Genomic DNA, 17,940 nt, shown 5'->3' with positions numbered 1-17,940 from the left:
TTTATTATTTCTAATGGATAAAAATTAAGATTTTGTTTTAGGCTGATCTCTGTTCATTTCTGTAATATCTACACTTGTTGCTTCGGTATTAAGAAAATGTTTGCTAAAATGATCTGCTCTTAACCAAAACGAATATTCTGTCATTTTCCCAAAACTATGACGTTGTCCTGGCATTAGCATAAAATCGAAACGTTTGTTAGCTTTTATTAAAGCATTTGCCATACGAATGGTTCCTCCTGGGTGTACATTATTATCAACGTCTCCCGTAATAAGCATTAAGTTTCCTTTTAAGTTTTCTGCTAAAGATGGATTGGTGTCTATTAGATATTTGTACTTCACATTGCCATCCTCATCCATTTCTTCTTGCACACCATGATGTGTTTCACTCCACCAACTGTTATAAATGTTATTATCATGGTTTCCTGCTGAAGAGACTGCAGCTTTAAAGAAATCTGGATATACTAACATGGCAGCTGTAGACATAAATCCACCACCAGAATGGCCATAAATTCCTACTTTATTAATATCAATAAAGTCATGTTTATCTGCTAATTGTTCTGCAATATGTCTTTTATCTGCTAAACCGTAATCTCTTAAGTTTCCATAACCATAATTATGATACCATTTAGAACGGTCTGGATGTCCACCACGATTCCCTGTAGTTACCACGATAAAACCAACTTGAGCCATACGATCTAAACGATCCATACGAACTGAAAAAGATTTGTTAACCGCTTCGGTTTGTGGACCTGGATATACGTATTCTAAAAGTGGGTAAGATTTAGTGTCATCAAAATTGAAAGGTTTGTACATTACACCGTAAATATCTGTAATACCATCGTCTGCTTTCATCTTAAAAGTTTCAGGAAATTGGTAACCTGTAGCCATAAGTTGTGATAAGTCCGCTTCTTCTAATTCCATGATTAGTTTTCCGGTATTCGATCTTAATTCTGATTTAGGAACTGTGTTTACTCTAGAATAATTACTTACAAAATAGCCATTAGAATCTGCCATGTCTGTACTATAATTATAGTCACCAGGATTTAAAGCTTTAAGTCCTGTTCCGTTCAAATTAATTTTATAAAGGTGTTCGTAATACGGATCTTGATCTTTAGGAATACCATGTGCAGTAAAGTAAAATGTTCTACTTTTTTCATCTACACCAATAGCATTTTCAACATGATAAGAGCCAGAGGTGATTTCGTTTTTTAAATTTCCTTCACTATCATATAAATAGTAATGTGCCCAACCTGAACGTTCTGCCCAATGTAGCATTTCCGTTTCGTTATTGAGTAATACTAAAGGACGAGATTCTATATAGGTATTAAAACGTTCTTCAATTAAAACTTTGGTTTCACCAGTATTGATGTCAGCAACACAGATATCCAATTTTTTACGATCTCTACTAATGGTGTTATAATAGATTTTTCCTTTTTTAGAAAGAAGTAATGATGGTGTAAAATCATCATCGTAATTCGATTTTAATCTAGGCTCACGATATACTTGAACACTTTGTTGTTTTACCGTATCTAATTGCACTAACATGTTACTTTTTGAAGGGATATCAAAAACATGAAGTTCAGTTTTGTAATATTCATCTTCGCCGGGCATGTGGTATTTATACGTTTCTAAAGTAGGGCGTTTGCTAGAGGTTGTATTAATAACCCATAAGTCATTGATATGCCTAGAATCGGTTCTTTGGAATACAAACTTTTTAGAATCATGAGACCAAATACCACGTACAGATTTACGTTTATCTTTATTCTTTAATTTATCTTCATTGTTTTCGCCACGACTACTTCCTCCAAAATCATAATTTTCCTCACCATCTTTTGTCCATTGGTTTTCTACAATAGTAGAATCTTTTTCATTTTCCACAGCTTTAAGAAAGTTTTCTTTGTCCATCCAATACAAATTGTAATGTTTAGAAAATAAGACGATAGAACTATCTGGTGCTATATTTGCCCACTTTTTCCAATCTTCTTTTTCTTTCTTTTTATTATCTAAAACAGTTAAGCCATTGCTACCTAGGCGGTATTCAAAATGATATACTTTATTAACTTTTTTAGCCTTCTTAGCTTTTCCTTTTTCCTTTTTATTTGTTTTTGTAGAATCGGTCTCTATAGTATCCTCTTTTTCTTCATCTAAATCTTCGTCTTTTTTATCTTCATCTACTTTTTCAGTTGAAGTGACATAGAAACGAATCGTAGTTTCATTCTTTACAAACTCAAAATTAAACTTTGGTAAATGCTGAGCATCATAAGGATCTTTAGTGATCTCAGTTAACCACTTTGCCATTTTTTCATTGTCAAAAAGTTCTTTTTTACTTTTTTTATCGGCATCTACAATATAATATTTAGAACCTTCTGTGGTTTTATATTGGTACCAAAAGTGATTTCCGTTTTTTAACCAATGTGGTCTTACTGATGTAGAGTGTACTAACTTCCCTAAGTTGTTTGGAGAGAATTTTGCTGCCGCTCTGTAATTTGGTGTAGGTGTTGTGTTTTCTTGTTCGTTCTGCTGTGCATTTATTGAAGTAATTGACAAGCTTAAAAGTAGTAGAAGTAGTAATCTTTGCATGCTTAGTGGGTTGGTTTTAGGTGTGATATTTTCTATATCTGACTAAAATACTTTGAATAATATGAAGTTTAAAAAGATTTAACATTAGCCTAACGAATTAACGCCATTAACGTTTTTCTTATAACGCGATTTTAGTATCTTGAAAGCTCAAAAAAACAAGAGAGTTGGCCTGGTTAAAAAAAGACCCTTTACAGATTATTGCGTTTCAAAGTTATGGAACAAATTCTCACTTTTATGCTCGAGGTAGAGCTTTAGAAGATGAGTCTATTGATTTAGAAAATCAACATATTTGGCATCTTATAGTGAATACTTGGAAACGTTTTGAAACCGATGAAATTAAGCATGTTAGTTTAGATTTAAAGTTGCCCAATAATAAAATTATAAAGGTTACTACAGATGAAAATGGATATTTTATTGCTGAAGAAACTTTAAAAAATTTAAGTGAATTAACCAACGAAGAAGGTTGGTTATCCTTTGAACTTTCTTATAACGATGTTACGCTTAAAAGAACAATTCAGAATAAGAATAAGTTCCCTGGTGAATTATTAATTCCTTCTACTAAAGCAGAATTTGGTGTTGCTAGCGATATAGATGATACTATATTGCATACAGGAGTTGTCTCTATTTTAAAATGGCGCGTCATTTATAACTCAATATTTAAGCATGCTAAAAATAGAATTCCTTTAGAGGGATCTGCTGAATTTTACCATAAATTACATCGTGGAGTTTCAGGAAAAAATGCGAATCCTATTTTTTATGTAAGTCATAGTCCTTGGAATTTATACCGTTACTTAGAACTCTTTTTAAGACAGAATGATTTTCCGAAAGGGCCAATTTTATTACGAAGTTTTAGTAATTTTTTGAAAAGGAAACCTCAAGATGAAAAACCTCAAAAACAAAAAGAAATTCTTAACCTTTTAAAGACCTATCCCGATTTGCCTTTTATATTAATAGGAGATAGCGGTGAGCACGATCCTGATATTTATATAGAGATTGCAGAAGAATTTCCGGATAGAATCCTAGCTATTTACTTACGCAGTGTTAAGCATAAAAAAAGAATGATCCGTGTTAAAGGACTTTTAGAAAATTATAAAACCACGCAAGTCTTAATGGTAGAAAGTAGTGAGCAAGCTATTGAACATGCTAAAAAACATGGTTTTATCTCTTAATGCTATTATTAAAAGTTAAAACCATGTTGTAAGATCTCTAACTAAGGATGCTCAATTAAAATAAACCATTGATTTCTGCATCAATTCTATTAATAATGTTACCTAAGTCTTCAGGATTATCAACAAAATCTAGATTGTCTACATCGATAATTAGTAAGTTCCCTTTATCGTATGTAGAGATCCATGCTTCGTAACGCTCGTTTAATCGACTTAAATAATCAATACTAATAGTGTTTTCATAATCGCGTCCACGTTTATGTATCTGATTTACCAAATTAGGAATGGAACTGCGTAAATAAATAAGTAAATCTGGTCCTTTAACGTAAGACTCCATTAATTGAAAAAGAGAAGAGTAATTCTCAAAATCACGATTTGTCATTAAACCCATGGCGTGTAAGTTGGGAGCAAAAATATGTGCATCTTCATAGATGGTTCTATCTTGGATAATTTCTTTTCCGCTATCGTGAATCTGATTCACTTGACGAAACCTACTATTTAAGAAATACACTTGTAGATTAAAACTCCAGCGCTCCATCTGATTGTAAAAATCATCTAAATATGGATTATCAACCACGTCTTCCAACTGTGCTTCCCATTTAAAATGTTTAGCGAGTAATTTTGTGAGCGTTGTTTTTCCGGCTCCTATATTTCCTGCAATAGCAACATGCATAATCTATTCTATTTTTAATTGGTAATGACGTAGTGAATTTTCGTGGTAAATATACAAGGTTTCATTCGTTACCAAAAACTGTTTTATTAACAAATTAGGATGCTTTAAAGGGTGTATGGTAGATTCGTTTTTTTCTAAGAAGTACAGTTTGTTATTAGATTTTAAAAATAAGTGGGCTTCACTAAAAGCTAGACTTGTATAACCTTCGTTGATTAATTTTTTAATTAAACTACCAAAATAATTGTATACATAGAGATATTTTTCGGTGAGTAAGTAACAATAATTGTAATCGCTTTTTAGGTCTAGTACATTAGATTGTACAGGCATTGTTTTTATCTTTAACTTGTTAGCTTTAAAATCATACAATTCTAAATATTGATAATCTTGATTGAAAATCCAAATTGAACTGTTGTAAGCAGAAGAAATAAAAGAAATGTTTTTATAAGGTTGAATGGTATTAAAGTCAATTTTTGAAATTTCAGCTAATCGATTATCTAAAATAACAACGGTATTAAAATCTTTATAAAAAAGATTTATTTTTAAAGGGTTAAAAGTATCAGCAGAAGTAATTTCACCTAATTGAAAATTGGCGTAAGTAATTATAGTATCCTTGGTTTTTTTATGAAATGAGTTGTTATCTGTTGTGTAATAAAGTGTTTTGAAATTATCAATTCCAAAAATAGATTTAGCTTCAATTTTTGTAGAATCTTTTAAAATTGCAGAGATTTGTTTTTTAATTTCCTGTTGCGAAAAGCTGAAAAAGCTAAATAAAACGAATATATAAAATAGCTTGTTCATAGTTCTTTGGTCAGTAAGTTATGAAAAATACGAAAATTGTAGCATTTTAGATGTGTTAAATTCTAATCTGTTAACTTATATCCAAATCCACGTACATTAATTATCTGAATACTTTCATCTTTACTCAATTTCTTGCGGAGTTTACTGATAAAAACATCCATACTTCTTGCAGAGAAAAAATCGTCTGTTGCCCAAAGTTTATTCAAAATTAGTGAACGATCTAAAACTTGATTTTTATTTTTTATTAAATGAAATAACAAATGAGCCTCTCTGTGCGTCAGTTTAATAGATTCTTCGTTTTTAAATTTTAATTGCTGTTTATGGAAGGCGAAAGTAAATGCACCAAGAATTATAATTTCTGGACTTTTTTGAATTTTTGTTCTGCCAATTAAATTATGAACTCTTACAATAAGTTCTTCCATGCTAAAAGGCTTTTTTAAATAATCGTTTCCTCCAATAGAAAATCCTTCAACTACATCTGCTGTTTGCGATTTTGCTGTTAAAAATATAATAGGAATAGCATCATCTATAGCTCTAATGTCTTTGGCTAATGTAAAACCATCTTTTTTAGGCATCATTACATCTAAAACCAAAATCTCGGGTGATTCCGCTAAGTATTTATTGTAGGCGATTTCTCCATTTTCACAGAGTATAACTTCAAAATTACGAGTTTCAAGACTTTCTTTTATGATGAGTCCTAAAGCTGCTTCGTCTTCAGCTAATAGTAATTTAATTTTATTAGCCATTTGGAAGTGTAATTTTAAATGTGGTTAAATTTTTATTCAAAACTAAAGCTATTAAACCGTTGTGCTTTTCAATAATAGATTTTGTGTAATATAAGCCAATACCAAAACCTTTTACATCATGCGTGTTACCTTTTGGGACACGATAGAATTTATCAAAAATTTGATGTTTGTTTTCGTTACTGAGACTGTTTTTGTTATCTGAAATTAAAATATGTAAACTGTTTTTCTTTGTATTTAATTCAACGGTAATTATTTCGCCTCCATATTTTACGGCATTATCTAAAATGTTATTTAAGGCATTTTCAATATGAAAGATATCTGCATTAACAACTAAACTTTCAAGCTGAATATCACTCTTGAATGTTTTATCAGGAAATTGAATGGTATACTTATTAATTAAAGTGTCAACTAAACTGGTAACATCAAAATTTTCTTTATTCAACTCTAAATTGTTGCTGTCTAAAGTTGCGGTTTCAAGTAGTTTCTCGACCATAGTATTTAATTTACCTAATTGAGTGGAAGACATATTGAGATACTTTTTGGTTTTTTCTTTATCATCGATAGCATTAAAATTACTAATGCTTTCTAATGCTGCGCTAATGGTAGCGATAGGCGTTTTAAACTCATGTGTAATATTACTGATGAGGTCATTTTTTACTTCGGCTAATTGCTTTTGTTGTTTTATGATTTTTAGGAGGTAGAATAAACTACTAATTACGGCCAAAACTAATAACGTTGAAATTAGGATGCCTCCAAGAATGCGATATAAAATAGTTTTAGTGGTGTTAGTAAATAGAATGGTTAAAAAAGTACCTTTTGGAAGGAATCTAGATTTTGTGTCTGTTTGCAAATAATTATCAGACATATGGTTAGGATCCAATTCTGGTAAGGATCCGTTTACCTTAAAATAGTTAACATCACGTTCAATGTCTTTATAATCTAAATAAAAGTCGACATTAATGCTTTTGCGTTCTAATTCTTTAGCTATTAATTCTTCAACAACCTTAACATCGAGTGTGTCATTTTTTATCGAAATCATCACTTTAGAGGTGAGAAATTCGGCATTTTTTAAATTGACATCTTTATGGTTATTTTTTAGACTATCTATTTTTAATTTAAATTGCTCTCCTGATAAAGGATTATGTGTTTTATCATGAGCCTCTGACATTGAATCTGCCTTAAATCCTCTAAAGACCGTTATACCTTCAATACTATTTGTATCCATAGAATCAAGGTTTGTAAACTCTTTATTAGATTCATCAATGGTTTTAAAAAATTTTTCCAGCTCACTACCTTCTTCGAAAGCATTTTTTTGTTGGTCGCCTTCAAGAATAAAACCAATAGTGGTACGCTCTGCTAAAGCTGCATAATAATCATCAACTGCTTTATCTAAGCTGACTTGTACATCGTTTATTAATTGCTGTTTATTGGTTTGGTAATTTTTGTAGTTCCAATAGACTTGTATGCTAATCGTGGCAACAATTACGACAACAATGGTATATAAAATCCACCTGTATCTTTTATTATTCATATTTCAAATGTATAAAGTTATTATTTAGTAAAAGTTATTGGTTAACACACGTTAACACTAGTTAACCTAAAAATAGAATTGGTGTTGAGATATTTGTAGGGTATTAATTATAAAACCATATTAAAATGAAATCAAAGATTCGTGACTGTTTTAGTCTAAAAAAAGTATTCACGTGTTTAGTCTTATTAATTTCGGTTGTTGGATATAGTCAGTCTAAAGTTGAAGACAAATCAGTAAAAATTGATGCGATTAGTATTGAGGTTACAATTGATTCCTTTGAAGAATTAGAATCTACTTTTAAATCGGAAGATTTAGATGAGTTATTTAAAATGATGGATGGCAATGAAGAATTAAGTTTTACCTTAAACTGTAGCTTTTCAGAGGATAAGGATAATTTAAAAGGTAGCATGACTTATACTGTTGTAGGAAGTGCAAATGAAAAATCAAAATTTCTAAAGAATATTGAAAAAATGAAAGCTACAGTATTGAAATTTTATAATTTAAAAAACAGAAAATAATGACAACAATTACTAGAATCCTAATTTTTATATTGATAGGGGTCGTTTCATCTGTTAACGCTCAAGATTTTCAAGGTGTAGCAACATACAAAACCCAACGAAAAATTGATATTAAGATGGATAGCACCAAAATGAATGATGCTATGCAGAAGCAAATGATGGAAATGATGAAGAAGCAATTCCAAAAGACCTATACATTAACTTTCGATAAATCTTCATCTTTATACCAGCAAGAAGCGGAGTTAGATAAACCACAAGTAGGAGGCGGTTTTCAGATGTCTTTTGGTAGTAGTGGGTCTGATGTGTTTTATAAAAACGTCAAGAATAAAACTTATGTTGATCAAAAAGAAACTATGGGGAAAAATTTCTTAATCAAAGATTCTATATCTCCAATTGAATGGCAATTAGAATCCGATACTAAACATATTGGTGAGTACATGTGTTTTAAAGCCACCTTTACAAAACAAGTTCCTAAAGTAAATTTAAACTTTAATAGTAATTCAACAATAGATAATGAAGATGATGAATATGATGAAGAAAAGAAACCTGAAATGGAAGATCGTACTATTACAGCTTGGTACACCCCTCAAATTCCAGTGAGTAATGGTCCAGCAAAATATCAAGGATTGCCAGGACTAATTTTAGAAGTGCATGATGGGAAATTAACGATTATCTGTAGTCAAATTGTTATCAATCCAAAAGAAAAAGTAGAGATTGAAGAACCAACGAAAGGTAAAGAAGTTAATCAAAAAGAGTACAATGATATCATGGAGAAGAAAACTAAAGAAATGATGGAGCGTTATGCACCAAGCAGAGGATCGAAAGATGGAGCAATTCATATATCAATAGGTGGTTAATTTTCTTAACACAAGTTTAACAATCGTGGATTTAACTTTTCTAAGTTTGCGGAGTCTTATCTTTATAAAGATTAATGAAATTTATTATCGATTTTAATTATACTGTTAAAGATGAAGAGATTACCGCTTAAAATTGCACTATTGTTAACTATGATTATTTCCAGTTCTAGTTTGTTTGCTCAAGATTTTCAAGGAAAAGCCTATTACATGTCTAAAACGACTATGGATATGGATCAGTTTGGAGGACAAGATGTGAGTGCTGAACGTAAAAAGCAAATTCAAGAACGTATGAAGAGCTTTTTAGAAAAAGAATATACTTTAACTTTTTCTAAGTCAGAATCTATTTATAAAGAAGAAGAAAAATTAGAAGCTCCTGGATCTGGAGGCGGAAGAAGAGGTTTTGGTGCGAGTTTAACAGGGGGTCCTAAATATAAAAACGTTCAAACCAAAGAAGTTATTCAAGATCAAGAGTTTTTTGGAAAACAGTTTTTAATTAAAGATGATTTAAAAGATTTAAAATGGGTAATGGGTACTGAAACCAAAAAAATTGGTCAGTATACTTGTTTTAAAGCAACAGCAACGGTAGTACCAACTGGTATTGACTTACAGAGTTTTAGAGGACCAAGAGGGGGAGGAAGAAATGAGACGGAAAAAAAGAAAGATTCTAGCGGTTCAGAAATACTGGTAGCACCTAAAACAATAGAGGTTGTTGCATGGTATTCTCCACAAATACCGGTAAACCAAGGTCCAGACGATTATTGGGGTTTGCCAGGTTTAATTTTGGAAATTAATGCAGACCGCACTACAATTCTTTGTACTAAAATTGTATTAAACCCGACAGAAAAAGAAACTATCGAGAAGCCTAAAAAAGGTGAAGAAGTGACACAAGCGGAATATACAGAAATCACTACTAAAAAGATGGAAGAGATGCGCGAAATATATGGCGGTCGTAATGGTAGAGGCGGCGGACGCGGTAGAAATTAACAACAAAAATAGAATACTCTAATAGCGCGTATAATTTATGCTACGCTCTAAATTACCAACCAAAGAAATTATTTTATATGAAAAATATTTTAACACTGCTATTTACTTTAGTAGTTATGAGTTCTTATGCTCAAATTAAAATGCAAGGTATCGTAAGAGATAGCATTGGAGAACCCTTAGAACTTGCTAATGTGATAGCTATTAATAAAGAATCTAATGCCTTAGAATCTTACGCTATTACTGATGCTAATGGAAAATATGTTATTTCATTAGGGAAAAACGGGAATTATAGTATTCAAGTGAGTTATATTGGTTTAAAGTCTGTCGATGATGTTGTAGAAACTAAAGAAGTGAATATTACTAAAGATTTTAATATGTTTTCAGACAACATGCTTGATGCTGTTGAGCTAACTTATGAAATGCCTGTAACCGTAAAAGGTGATACCTTAATATATAATGCAGATTCCTTTAAGAATGGTACTGAGCGAAAGCTTGAAGACGTTCTTAAAAAATTACCAGGAGTTGAAATAACAGCAGATGGAAAGATAGAAGTAGAAGGAAAAGAAGTGACGAAGCTTATGGTTAATGGAAAAGATTTCTTTGATGGAGATTCAAAATTAGCGACTAAGAATATACCTTCAAACGCGGTAGATAAAATACAGGTTTTACGTAATTATGCTGAGGTCGGTCAATTAAGCGGTGTTCAAAACAATCAGGATAACGTAGCCATAAACATTAAACTTAAAGAAGGTAAAGAAAATTTTTGGTTTGGAGATATTACTGCGGGTGGTGGTGTTGCTCCTTCACCAAATGACGAGTTATATTTAGTACAACCAAAACTATTTTATTATAGCCCTAAATACAGTATTAATGTTATTGGAGATTTAAATAATACGGGGGAAGTCGCTTTAACGGGGCGTGATATCAGAAATTTTGGCGGTGGTTTTAGAAGTCCGAGTTCTAATAGCGGAACAAGTATTAACCTTGGTGATAATGGACTACGTGGTTTAACAAATGTTGGTGATTCACAATCTATAGAGTCAAAATTAGCAGCCGTTAATTTTAGTTATGCACCAAATGAAGCTTTGGATTTAAGTGGTTTTTTAATCTATAATTCTAACCGATTAAATACAAAACAAGAAAGTTTTGTGCGTTATACAAACCCAGAATTAGGAATTCCTGATGAAGAAACATCACAAACAGGTAGAGAAGCTACCAACCAAGGTTTAGCTAAATTAAGTGCAAGCTATAAGCCAAACGCAAACAATCAGTTAAATTATGATATCTTAGGTAGAATCTCTAGTGATTCTGAAATGCAAAATGAATTTTCTTCTGTTGTTGGTAATACAAATCAGCTAGATGAAGCTAAACCTTTTAGTATTAATCAAAATGTGAATTATTATTACACATTAAATGAGAAAAATATTTTTGCCTTTGAAGCACAACATTTACTCAAAGACGAAGATCCTTTTTATAATGTAACAGGTTTAAAGGATGAAGATACTTTTGAAAGCACTGCAAATGTATTGGGACTAAATACAGCTCAAGATAATTATAATTTAAATCAAGAACGTAGAGTGAAATCTAATCAATTAGATGCTAAATTAGATTATTACAATATCTTGAATTCAAAAAGTAACATTAATCTTACTTTAGGTACTATTTTAAGTAATCAGAAGTTTAATTCTAACATCTTTCAATTTCTTGATGATGGTTCGTTTTACGATCCTGTTGCTAGCTTAACCGATGAAGATGGTAACGTGTTAAGCAATGAGAATGATATAGAATATAATTTTAGTGATGTTTACCTTGGATTACACTATAGATTAAAAACCGGAAAATTTACAATTACACCGGGATTCTCTGTTCATGCATACGGAAATAAAAACACTCAATTTGGTGAAACATACGAGGATAATTTCTTTAAAATTTTACCAGATTTTGAAACTCAAATTCAATTTAAAAAGAGTGAAAGTTTAACCTTTCGCTACAACATGCAAAACTCATTTACAGATGTTACAAGTTTAGCTCAAGGTTTAGTTTTAAATGACTACAATAGTATTCAGTATGGTGAGTCGCAACTACAAAATGCATTATCACATAACTTAAGCCTACGTTACTTTAGTTTTAACTTATTCAACTATACTAATGTTTTTGCAATACTTAATTATAATAAAAATATTGATCAAGTACGGTCTCTTACTAATTTCGATAATGTAATTAGAACTAATACATTTTTTAATTCAAATTTTGCAGATGAGAGTGTTACAGCTATTGGACGTATACAACGTACTTATGGTAAGTTGAAAGCAAGCTTACGAGCGAGCTATAACTATAGTAAGAGTAATCAATTTATTGAAGACGTGAGATCTATAAATGAAACTTTTTCTCAAAGTTATACACCTGAATTAAGTACTAATTTTAGAGAAGCACCAAATGTTAGCTTAAAATATCAATTTAGTATTTCCGATACAAAACAAGGTAGTGATAACGATACTCAATTTGTTACAAATACACCTTCAGTAGAGTTTGATGCTTATATATGGAAAGCATTAACGTTTAGAACAGATTATTCTTATACAAGTCAAAGTAGTAATGTTGGAGATACTCAATCTTATCAAACATGGAATGCTAGCTTGGCTTATAGAAAAGATTTAGACGCTAAATGGGAATACCAATTGCAGGCCACTAACTTATTAAATATAGATTCTGAAGTTAGCAATGGTTCTAATGATATTTCGGTATACAGTTCAGAAACTTTTATTTTACCAAGGTTTATAACCTTTAGATTGACGTATACACTATAAAATATGATAGTGATTTATTTTTGAAAGAATTGATAAACTTATAATCTCTCAATTTTTAAGAATTATAGATAAAAAAAAGGCTTGTATTCTTTTAAAGAATACAAGCCTTTTTAATTTCACATAAATAAAGAGGTTAATTATTTCTTTTCCTTCTGTGCTTTAGCATAAGCACTAGAGTCTTTAGTCACTTCGTTTAATGTACCTTCAAAAGATTTTTCAAGAATAACGGTTTGTCCATTTTCTATATAAGTTGTCGTTACTTGTGCAGAAGCTTTTTCATTCATTGTACCATCGTCATTTGTTTCTATGGTTATGGATCTAGTAACTTTAACAGCATTGCTTATTGTAGCTAAACCAATTTCTTCACTATGACCACCCAAGATTGGAGCAATAACTAAACCTATTAAGCAAGTTAGTTTTATTAAGATGTTCATTGAAGGGCCAGAAGTATCTTTAAAAGGATCTCCAACAGTATCTCCAGTTACAGCTGCTTTGTGTGCTTCAGAGCCTTTATATATCATTTCTCCATTGATTTCAACTCCTGCTTCAAAAGATTTTTTAGCATTATCCCAAGCTCCACCAGCATTGTTTTGGAAGATTGCCCAAAGTACACCAGAAACGGTAACACCAGCCATATAACCACCTAACATTTCAGCAATTGCTAGATTATTCATGCCAAATAACATAGGAATAAAAGCAATGACTAAAGGGAAGCCGATCGTTAATAGACCAGGTAACATCATTTCTTTTAAAGATGCCTTAGTAGAAATAGCAACGCATTTATCATATTCTGGCTGTCCTGTTCCTTCCATAATTCCTGGGATATCTCTAAACTGACGTCGGACTTCATGTACCATTTCCATAGCTGCTTTACCTACGGCATTCATCACTAAAGCTGAAAAAACAACAGGAACCATCCCGCCAACAAATAGCATCGCTAAAACAGGCGCTTTAAATATGTTAATGCCATCAATGCCTGTAAATGTAACATAAGCGGCAAACAGTGCTAAGGATGTTAATGCAGCAGAAGCAATGGCAAAACCTTTACCTGTAGCAGCAGTGGTGTTACCAACGGAATCTAAGATATCTGTACGTTCTCTTACAATTGGTTCTTGTTCGCTCATTTCTGCAATACCACCTGCATTATCTGATATTGGTCCAAAAGCGTCGATAGCTAATTGCATTGCTGTTGTTGCCATCATTGCAGAAGCCGCTAGAGCAACACCGTAAAAACCAGCAAACTCGTACGAAGACCAAATTGCTGCTGCAAATAATAGGACAGAAGGGAATGTAGAAATCATACCTGTAGCTAAACCTGCAATAATATTTGTACCAGCCCCTGTTGAGGATTGTTGTACTATTTTTAGAATCGGTTTTTTCCCTAATCCTGTATAATATTCAGTGACAGAAGAAATAACAGCACCTACAACTAAACCTACTAAGGTGGCATAAAATACGCGCATTGCTGAAATTTCTACCAAACCTTCACCAAAGAAATGCATTTGCATTGTTTCTGGTAACATCCAATTTACTAGTAGAAAACAAGAAATAGCGACTAATACAATTGATGTCCAGTTACCAATATTTAAAGCTCCCATAACTTGAGCTTCTTTAGCATCATTATTTTTAATTTTTACTAACAAAGTTCCAATGATAGAAATAATGATTCCGACACCAGCAATAGCCATAGGTAATAAGATTGGACCAATGCCACCAAAGGCATCATTGATTGCACCTCCCATATCTTTAATAATATAATTACCTAGAACCATGGCGGCTAAAACTGTAGCAACATAAGAACCAAATAAATCGGCACCCATACCAGCAACATCACCAACATTATCACCAACGTTATCTGCAATAGTTGCGGGATTACGAGGGTCATCTTCTGGGATTCCAGCTTCCACTTTACCAACTAAATCTGCACCAACGTCAGCCGCTTTAGTGTAAATCCCACCACCAACTCTTGCAAATAAAGCGATAGATTCTGCGCCTAGAGAAAATCCAGCAAGAGTTTCTAATACGATGGTCATATCCATAGTGTTTGTCCATTCACTTCCCATAAAAAACCAGAAGAAGAAAATAAAGAAAGCAGTTAAACCTAGTACGGCTAAACCTGCTACACCAAGTCCCATAACGGTACCGCCTCCAAAAGAAATTTTAAGCGCATTGGGCAAGCTGGTACGAGCGGCTTGTGTTGTTCTTACATTTGTTTTTGTTGCAATTTTCATTCCTATGTTTCCGGCGTATGCAGAGAATATAGCACCGAAAATAAAAGCAATTATAATTAACCAATGTGTGGTTGGTACTATAAAAGAAACGATTGCTAATAGTGCTGAAATTATTAAGACAAATACAGCAAGCAATTTGTATTCGGCATTTAAGAAAGCTAATGCACCTTTGTAGATGTGATCTGAAATTTCTTTCATTTTACCATCGCCAGCATCTTGTTTCATTACCCAAGATTTCTTTACTAGCATGTAAACTAAACCTAAAAGCGCCAGTACAAGTGGCATATAAATCATTATTGATTCCATATTAAAATATTTAGTGTTAATTGATTTTCAGCATAGTAAATGTAGTGAAATGAAACTTTATTTTACGAAAAAAGCAATATCAATTGCTTGATATTGCTTTTTTAATAGTATTACGTTAAAAAATCTTTAATTCCTAAATATGGATACTAGATTGTAAAAGTGCGTTTCTTCTTGTGTTCGCTCTCATCATAACGCTCTATACATTCATGATAAATCTTAACTGCTTCTTCAGCATCTCCCCATCCACCAACATCAACTTTTTTCTTTTCTAAGTCTTTATATACTCGGAAAAAGTGCTCGATTTCTTTTAATCTATGCGGGTTTAAGTCGCTTATATCTCTGTTGCTACTCCAAATTGGATCTGAAACTGGTACACAAATAATTTTTTCATCTGGTCCTTTTTCATCTGTCATGTGAAAAACACCAATTGGTCTAACTTCCATTACAACCATTGGGTATGTAGGCTGGTGACCTAAGACTAATACATCTAAAGGATCGCTATCTAATGCTAATGTTTCTGGAATAAAACCATAATCACCAGGGTACATCATTGATGAAAAAAGCATACGGTCAAACCTAATTTTATTCAAAGTAAAATCGTATTCATATTTGTTACGACTTCCTTTAGGTATTTCAATTAATACATCGAAAGTTAATTCTTCTGATTCTGATTCTGACATGTTTAAATTGTATTTGGGAGTTCTATATTACTAAGAACCGTTATTATATTCTCTGTTAAATAAGTATAGCAAAGATAATATATTGTATGAGTTAGACAATTAATTATGTTCGACTTTAAGTATATGCTAACTTAACGATTATCTAATACCTTAATTTATTTTTGCCACATACATTTAGGTTTGCTAAAAATTAACGACATAAGGACTAAATTAATTAAAAGACGAAGCTAAATCTTATTTATTATGCTGTGCTTTTCTTGTTCAAATAGTTTCACTAATTTCGTTTAACCTATAGTGTACAATGCGATAATTCAACTTGTACTTAATTGAAAATAGATATTTAAGTATGAATTCAGACATTGTAAAAGTTATCAATCAGCATAAAGAAACAATCAAAGTTTCTATGACTTTAAAGGAAGAGTCGCAACGTTTTACCAAGTTGCTTTTTAAGGCTTTTTATGATTGTGATACAAATGCAGAAGAGGCTTTAAAGGAATTAGAAATTTTATTTGTAAAAATACGGAATATGGCTTGTCCTAAAATTAAGGATATGCCATGTCAACGTTGGGATGATTTTAAGAATAATATTCCAGATTTATATTCAAGTTTAAAGAAAGATGCAGAGGCTATTTTTAATAATGATCCTGCTTCTCAATCTATAGAAGAAATATATCTAGCTTATCCAGGGTTTTTTACCATTGCAATTTATAGAATGGCTAGAGTTTTTTATAAACTTAATTTGCCTTTAATACCTAGATTAATGACAGAATATGCACATTCTGTTACAGGTATAGATATCCATCCTGGAGCTACAATTGGCGCCTCCTTTTTTATAGATCATGGTACTGGTGTGGTTATCGGAGAAACTACCGAAATACATAATAATGTAAAGGTTTATCAAGGTGTTACTCTGGGGGCGTTAACCGTTAAAAAGCAACACCAAAATACCAAGCGGCATCCAACCATTGAACAGAATGTAACCATATACGCTAATGCCACTATTTTAGGGGGGGACACTATTATTGGTGAGAGCAGTGTTATTGGTGGTAATACATGGTTGACAAAATCTATTCCAGCAAACTCTGTGGTAACACACAATTATAAGATTGAAATTTTTTCAAAAGAAAAAAAAATAATATGAATAAGACTTTAATAGATCAGATAGGAAATACCCCTATTGTTAAGTCAATAGCTTTAAATACAAATCCTAATGTAAGTTTATACTTTAAACTCGAAGGAAATAACCCCGGAGGTAGCGTAAAAGATAGAGCAGCTTATAATATGATTAAAAGTGCTCTTGATTCAAAAAAAATCGACAAATCTTCAAAATTAATTGAAGCGACAAGCGGTAACACAGGTATTGCTTTAGCGATGATTGCAAGTATTTTTAAGCTTAATATAGAACTTGTAATGCCAGACACAGCAACTAAAGAGCGTGTGCAAACTATGCGTGCTTACGGGGCTACAGTTACTTTGCATCCAGATGGTATTGAAGGAGCTAGAGATTATGCTGTGGCCAAGGTTGAGGATGAGGCTTATTTTTCATTTAATCAATTTGCAAACGAAGATAATTGGAAAGCACATTATAAAACAACAGGTCCAGAGATATGGAGAGATACCAATGGCACAATAACGCATTTTGTGTCTTCTATGGGGACAACGGGAACAATAATGGGGACATCTACTTATTTGAAAGAACAAAATTCGGAAATAAAAATAGTAGGAGTACAACCAACGGATGGCTCAAAAATACCAGGGATTAGAAAATGGCCTTTAGAATATTTACCTAAAATATTTGACGCCTCTAAAGTAGATCAAACTATAGAAGTTAGTAAAGATGAAGCTATAGAAATGACGAGAAGATTAGCAAAAGAAGAAGGAATATTGGCAGGGATGAGTAGTGGTGGAGCTACAGCAGCAGCTTTAAAATTAGTCAATGAATTAGAAAGCGGAATTGTAGTTTGTATTATTTGTGATAGAGGTGATCGTTATTTGTCTTCAGATTTATTTGAGTAAAAGATAAATCCGATAATAAAAAGAAAAACGATTTACAATGAAGTAAA

The 17,940-nt window shown here is 32.0% G+C and carries 14 protein-coding genes; 7 read left to right on the top strand and 7 right to left on the bottom strand.

What is annotated here, in order from left to right; translation table 11 throughout:
- Positions 1-24: 24 nt before the first annotated feature.
- Positions 25-2,580: a S9 family peptidase gene (locus HM985_RS04225; protein ID WP_179375060.1), complete on the bottom strand. Its 2,556-nt coding sequence runs from the start codon at positions 2,578-2,580 to the stop codon at positions 25-27.
- Between the two features lie 164 nt (positions 2,581-2,744).
- Here HM985_RS04225 and HM985_RS04220 point away from each other — a divergent pair, with 164 nt between their 5' ends.
- Positions 2,745-3,749, top strand: a complete 1,005-nt coding sequence (locus HM985_RS04220; protein ID WP_179375059.1) for an App1 family protein — start codon at positions 2,745-2,747, stop codon at positions 3,747-3,749.
- A gap of 55 nt (positions 3,750-3,804) precedes the next feature.
- Here HM985_RS04220 and HM985_RS04215 read toward each other — a convergent pair whose 3' ends face one another.
- The 4 genes from HM985_RS04215 to HM985_RS04200 all read right to left on the bottom strand — a co-directional run bounded on the left by HM985_RS04215 (position 3,805) and on the right by HM985_RS04200 (position 7,494).
- The gene (locus tag HM985_RS04215; RefSeq protein ID WP_179375058.1) at positions 3,805-4,419 is read right to left on the bottom strand and encodes a deoxynucleoside kinase; all 615 of its coding nucleotides are present in this window, start codon (positions 4,417-4,419) and stop codon (positions 3,805-3,807) included.
- A gap of 3 nt (positions 4,420-4,422) precedes the next feature.
- A complete protein-coding gene (locus HM985_RS04210) occupies positions 4,423-5,217 on the bottom strand; it encodes a hypothetical protein (protein ID WP_179375057.1) in 795 nt (264 codons plus the stop codon).
- Between the two features lie 62 nt (positions 5,218-5,279).
- Positions 5,280-5,963, bottom strand: a complete 684-nt coding sequence (locus HM985_RS04205; protein ID WP_179375056.1) for a response regulator transcription factor — start codon at positions 5,961-5,963, stop codon at positions 5,280-5,282.
- Complete coding sequence (locus HM985_RS04200) at positions 5,956-7,494, bottom strand: sensor histidine kinase (protein WP_179375055.1); 1,539 nt, start codon at positions 7,492-7,494, stop codon at positions 5,956-5,958. Before HM985_RS04200 ends, HM985_RS04205 begins: the two co-directional genes overlap by 8 nt.
- A gap of 125 nt (positions 7,495-7,619) precedes the next feature.
- Between HM985_RS04200 and HM985_RS04195 the strand changes: the two genes are divergently transcribed.
- The 4 genes from HM985_RS04195 (at position 7,620) to HM985_RS04180 (ending at position 12,660) form a co-directional block, all read left to right on the top strand.
- A complete protein-coding gene (locus tag HM985_RS04195; RefSeq protein WP_179375054.1) occupies positions 7,620-8,012 on the top strand; it encodes a hypothetical protein in 393 nt (130 codons plus the stop codon).
- Positions 8,012-8,869, top strand: a complete 858-nt coding sequence (locus HM985_RS04190; RefSeq protein ID WP_179375053.1) for a GLPGLI family protein — start codon at positions 8,012-8,014, stop codon at positions 8,867-8,869. Before HM985_RS04195 ends, HM985_RS04190 begins: the two co-directional genes overlap by 1 nt.
- A gap of 111 nt (positions 8,870-8,980) precedes the next feature.
- Positions 8,981-9,853 carry a GLPGLI family protein gene (locus HM985_RS04185; protein WP_179375052.1) on the top strand — a complete coding sequence of 291 codons (873 nt, stop codon included), beginning with the start codon at positions 8,981-8,983 and terminating at the stop codon, positions 9,851-9,853.
- 77 nt (positions 9,854-9,930) lie between these two features.
- Positions 9,931-12,660 carry a TonB-dependent receptor gene (locus HM985_RS04180; RefSeq protein WP_179375051.1) on the top strand — a complete coding sequence of 910 codons (2,730 nt, stop codon included), beginning with the start codon at positions 9,931-9,933 and terminating at the stop codon, positions 12,658-12,660.
- A 137-nt stretch (positions 12,661-12,797) separates the two neighbouring features.
- Here the strand turns inward: HM985_RS04180 and HM985_RS04175 are convergent, their stop codons facing one another.
- Together HM985_RS04175 and HM985_RS04170 are read right to left on the bottom strand one after the other, a co-directional pair.
- Positions 12,798-15,197: a sodium-translocating pyrophosphatase gene (locus HM985_RS04175; protein ID WP_179375050.1), complete on the bottom strand. Its 2,400-nt coding sequence runs from the start codon at positions 15,195-15,197 to the stop codon at positions 12,798-12,800.
- Positions 15,198-15,343: 146 nt separating this feature from the next.
- Complete coding sequence (locus tag HM985_RS04170; RefSeq protein WP_179375049.1) at positions 15,344-15,877, bottom strand: inorganic diphosphatase; 534 nt, start codon at positions 15,875-15,877, stop codon at positions 15,344-15,346.
- Between the two features lie 346 nt (positions 15,878-16,223).
- Between HM985_RS04170 and epsC the strand changes: the two genes are divergently transcribed.
- A complete protein-coding gene (gene epsC, locus HM985_RS04165; RefSeq protein WP_179375048.1) occupies positions 16,224-17,018 on the top strand; it encodes a serine O-acetyltransferase EpsC in 795 nt (264 codons plus the stop codon).
- Positions 17,015-17,893: a cysteine synthase CysM gene (gene cysM / locus HM985_RS04160; RefSeq protein WP_179375047.1), complete on the top strand. Its 879-nt coding sequence runs from the start codon at positions 17,015-17,017 to the stop codon at positions 17,891-17,893. Before epsC ends, cysM begins: the two co-directional genes overlap by 4 nt.
- Positions 17,894-17,940 lie beyond the last annotated feature (47 nt).

This window comes from Winogradskyella wichelsiae (assembly GCF_013403925.1).
GTDB classification, from domain to species: Bacteria; Bacteroidota; Bacteroidia; order Flavobacteriales; family Flavobacteriaceae; genus Winogradskyella; species Winogradskyella wichelsiae.
This window is presented reverse-complemented; position numbering and strand designations above follow the sequence as displayed.

Bases quoted from the DNA above. Each gene is read 5' to 3' on its own strand.
- HM985_RS04190 (WP_179375053.1), top strand. From the start codon at position 8,012: ATGACAACAATTACTAGAATCCTAATTTTTATATTGATAGGGGTCGTT.
- HM985_RS04175 (WP_179375050.1), bottom strand. From the start codon at position 15,197: ATGGAATCAATAATGATTTATATGCCACTTGTACTGGCGCTTTTAGGT.
- HM985_RS04180 (WP_179375051.1), top strand. From the start codon at position 9,931: ATGAAAAATATTTTAACACTGCTATTTACTTTAGTAGTTATGAGTTCT.
- epsC (WP_179375048.1), top strand. From the start codon at position 16,224: ATGAATTCAGACATTGTAAAAGTTATCAATCAGCATAAAGAAACAATC.
- HM985_RS04195 (WP_179375054.1), top strand. From the start codon at position 7,620: ATGAAATCAAAGATTCGTGACTGTTTTAGTCTAAAAAAAGTATTCACG.
- cysM (WP_179375047.1), top strand. From the start codon at position 17,015: ATGAATAAGACTTTAATAGATCAGATAGGAAATACCCCTATTGTTAAG.
- HM985_RS04205 (WP_179375056.1), bottom strand. From the start codon at position 5,963: ATGGCTAATAAAATTAAATTACTATTAGCTGAAGACGAAGCAGCTTTA.
- HM985_RS04215 (WP_179375058.1), bottom strand. From the start codon at position 4,419: ATGCATGTTGCTATTGCAGGAAATATAGGAGCCGGAAAAACAACGCTC.
- HM985_RS04185 (WP_179375052.1), top strand. From the start codon at position 8,981: ATGAAGAGATTACCGCTTAAAATTGCACTATTGTTAACTATGATTATT.
- HM985_RS04200 (WP_179375055.1), bottom strand. From the start codon at position 7,494: ATGAATAATAAAAGATACAGGTGGATTTTATATACCATTGTTGTCGTA.
- HM985_RS04210 (WP_179375057.1), bottom strand. From the start codon at position 5,217: ATGAACAAGCTATTTTATATATTCGTTTTATTTAGCTTTTTCAGCTTT.
- HM985_RS04170 (WP_179375049.1), bottom strand. From the start codon at position 15,877: ATGTCAGAATCAGAATCAGAAGAATTAACTTTCGATGTATTAATTGAA.
- HM985_RS04225 (WP_179375060.1), bottom strand. From the start codon at position 2,580: ATGCAAAGATTACTACTTCTACTACTTTTAAGCTTGTCAATTACTTCA.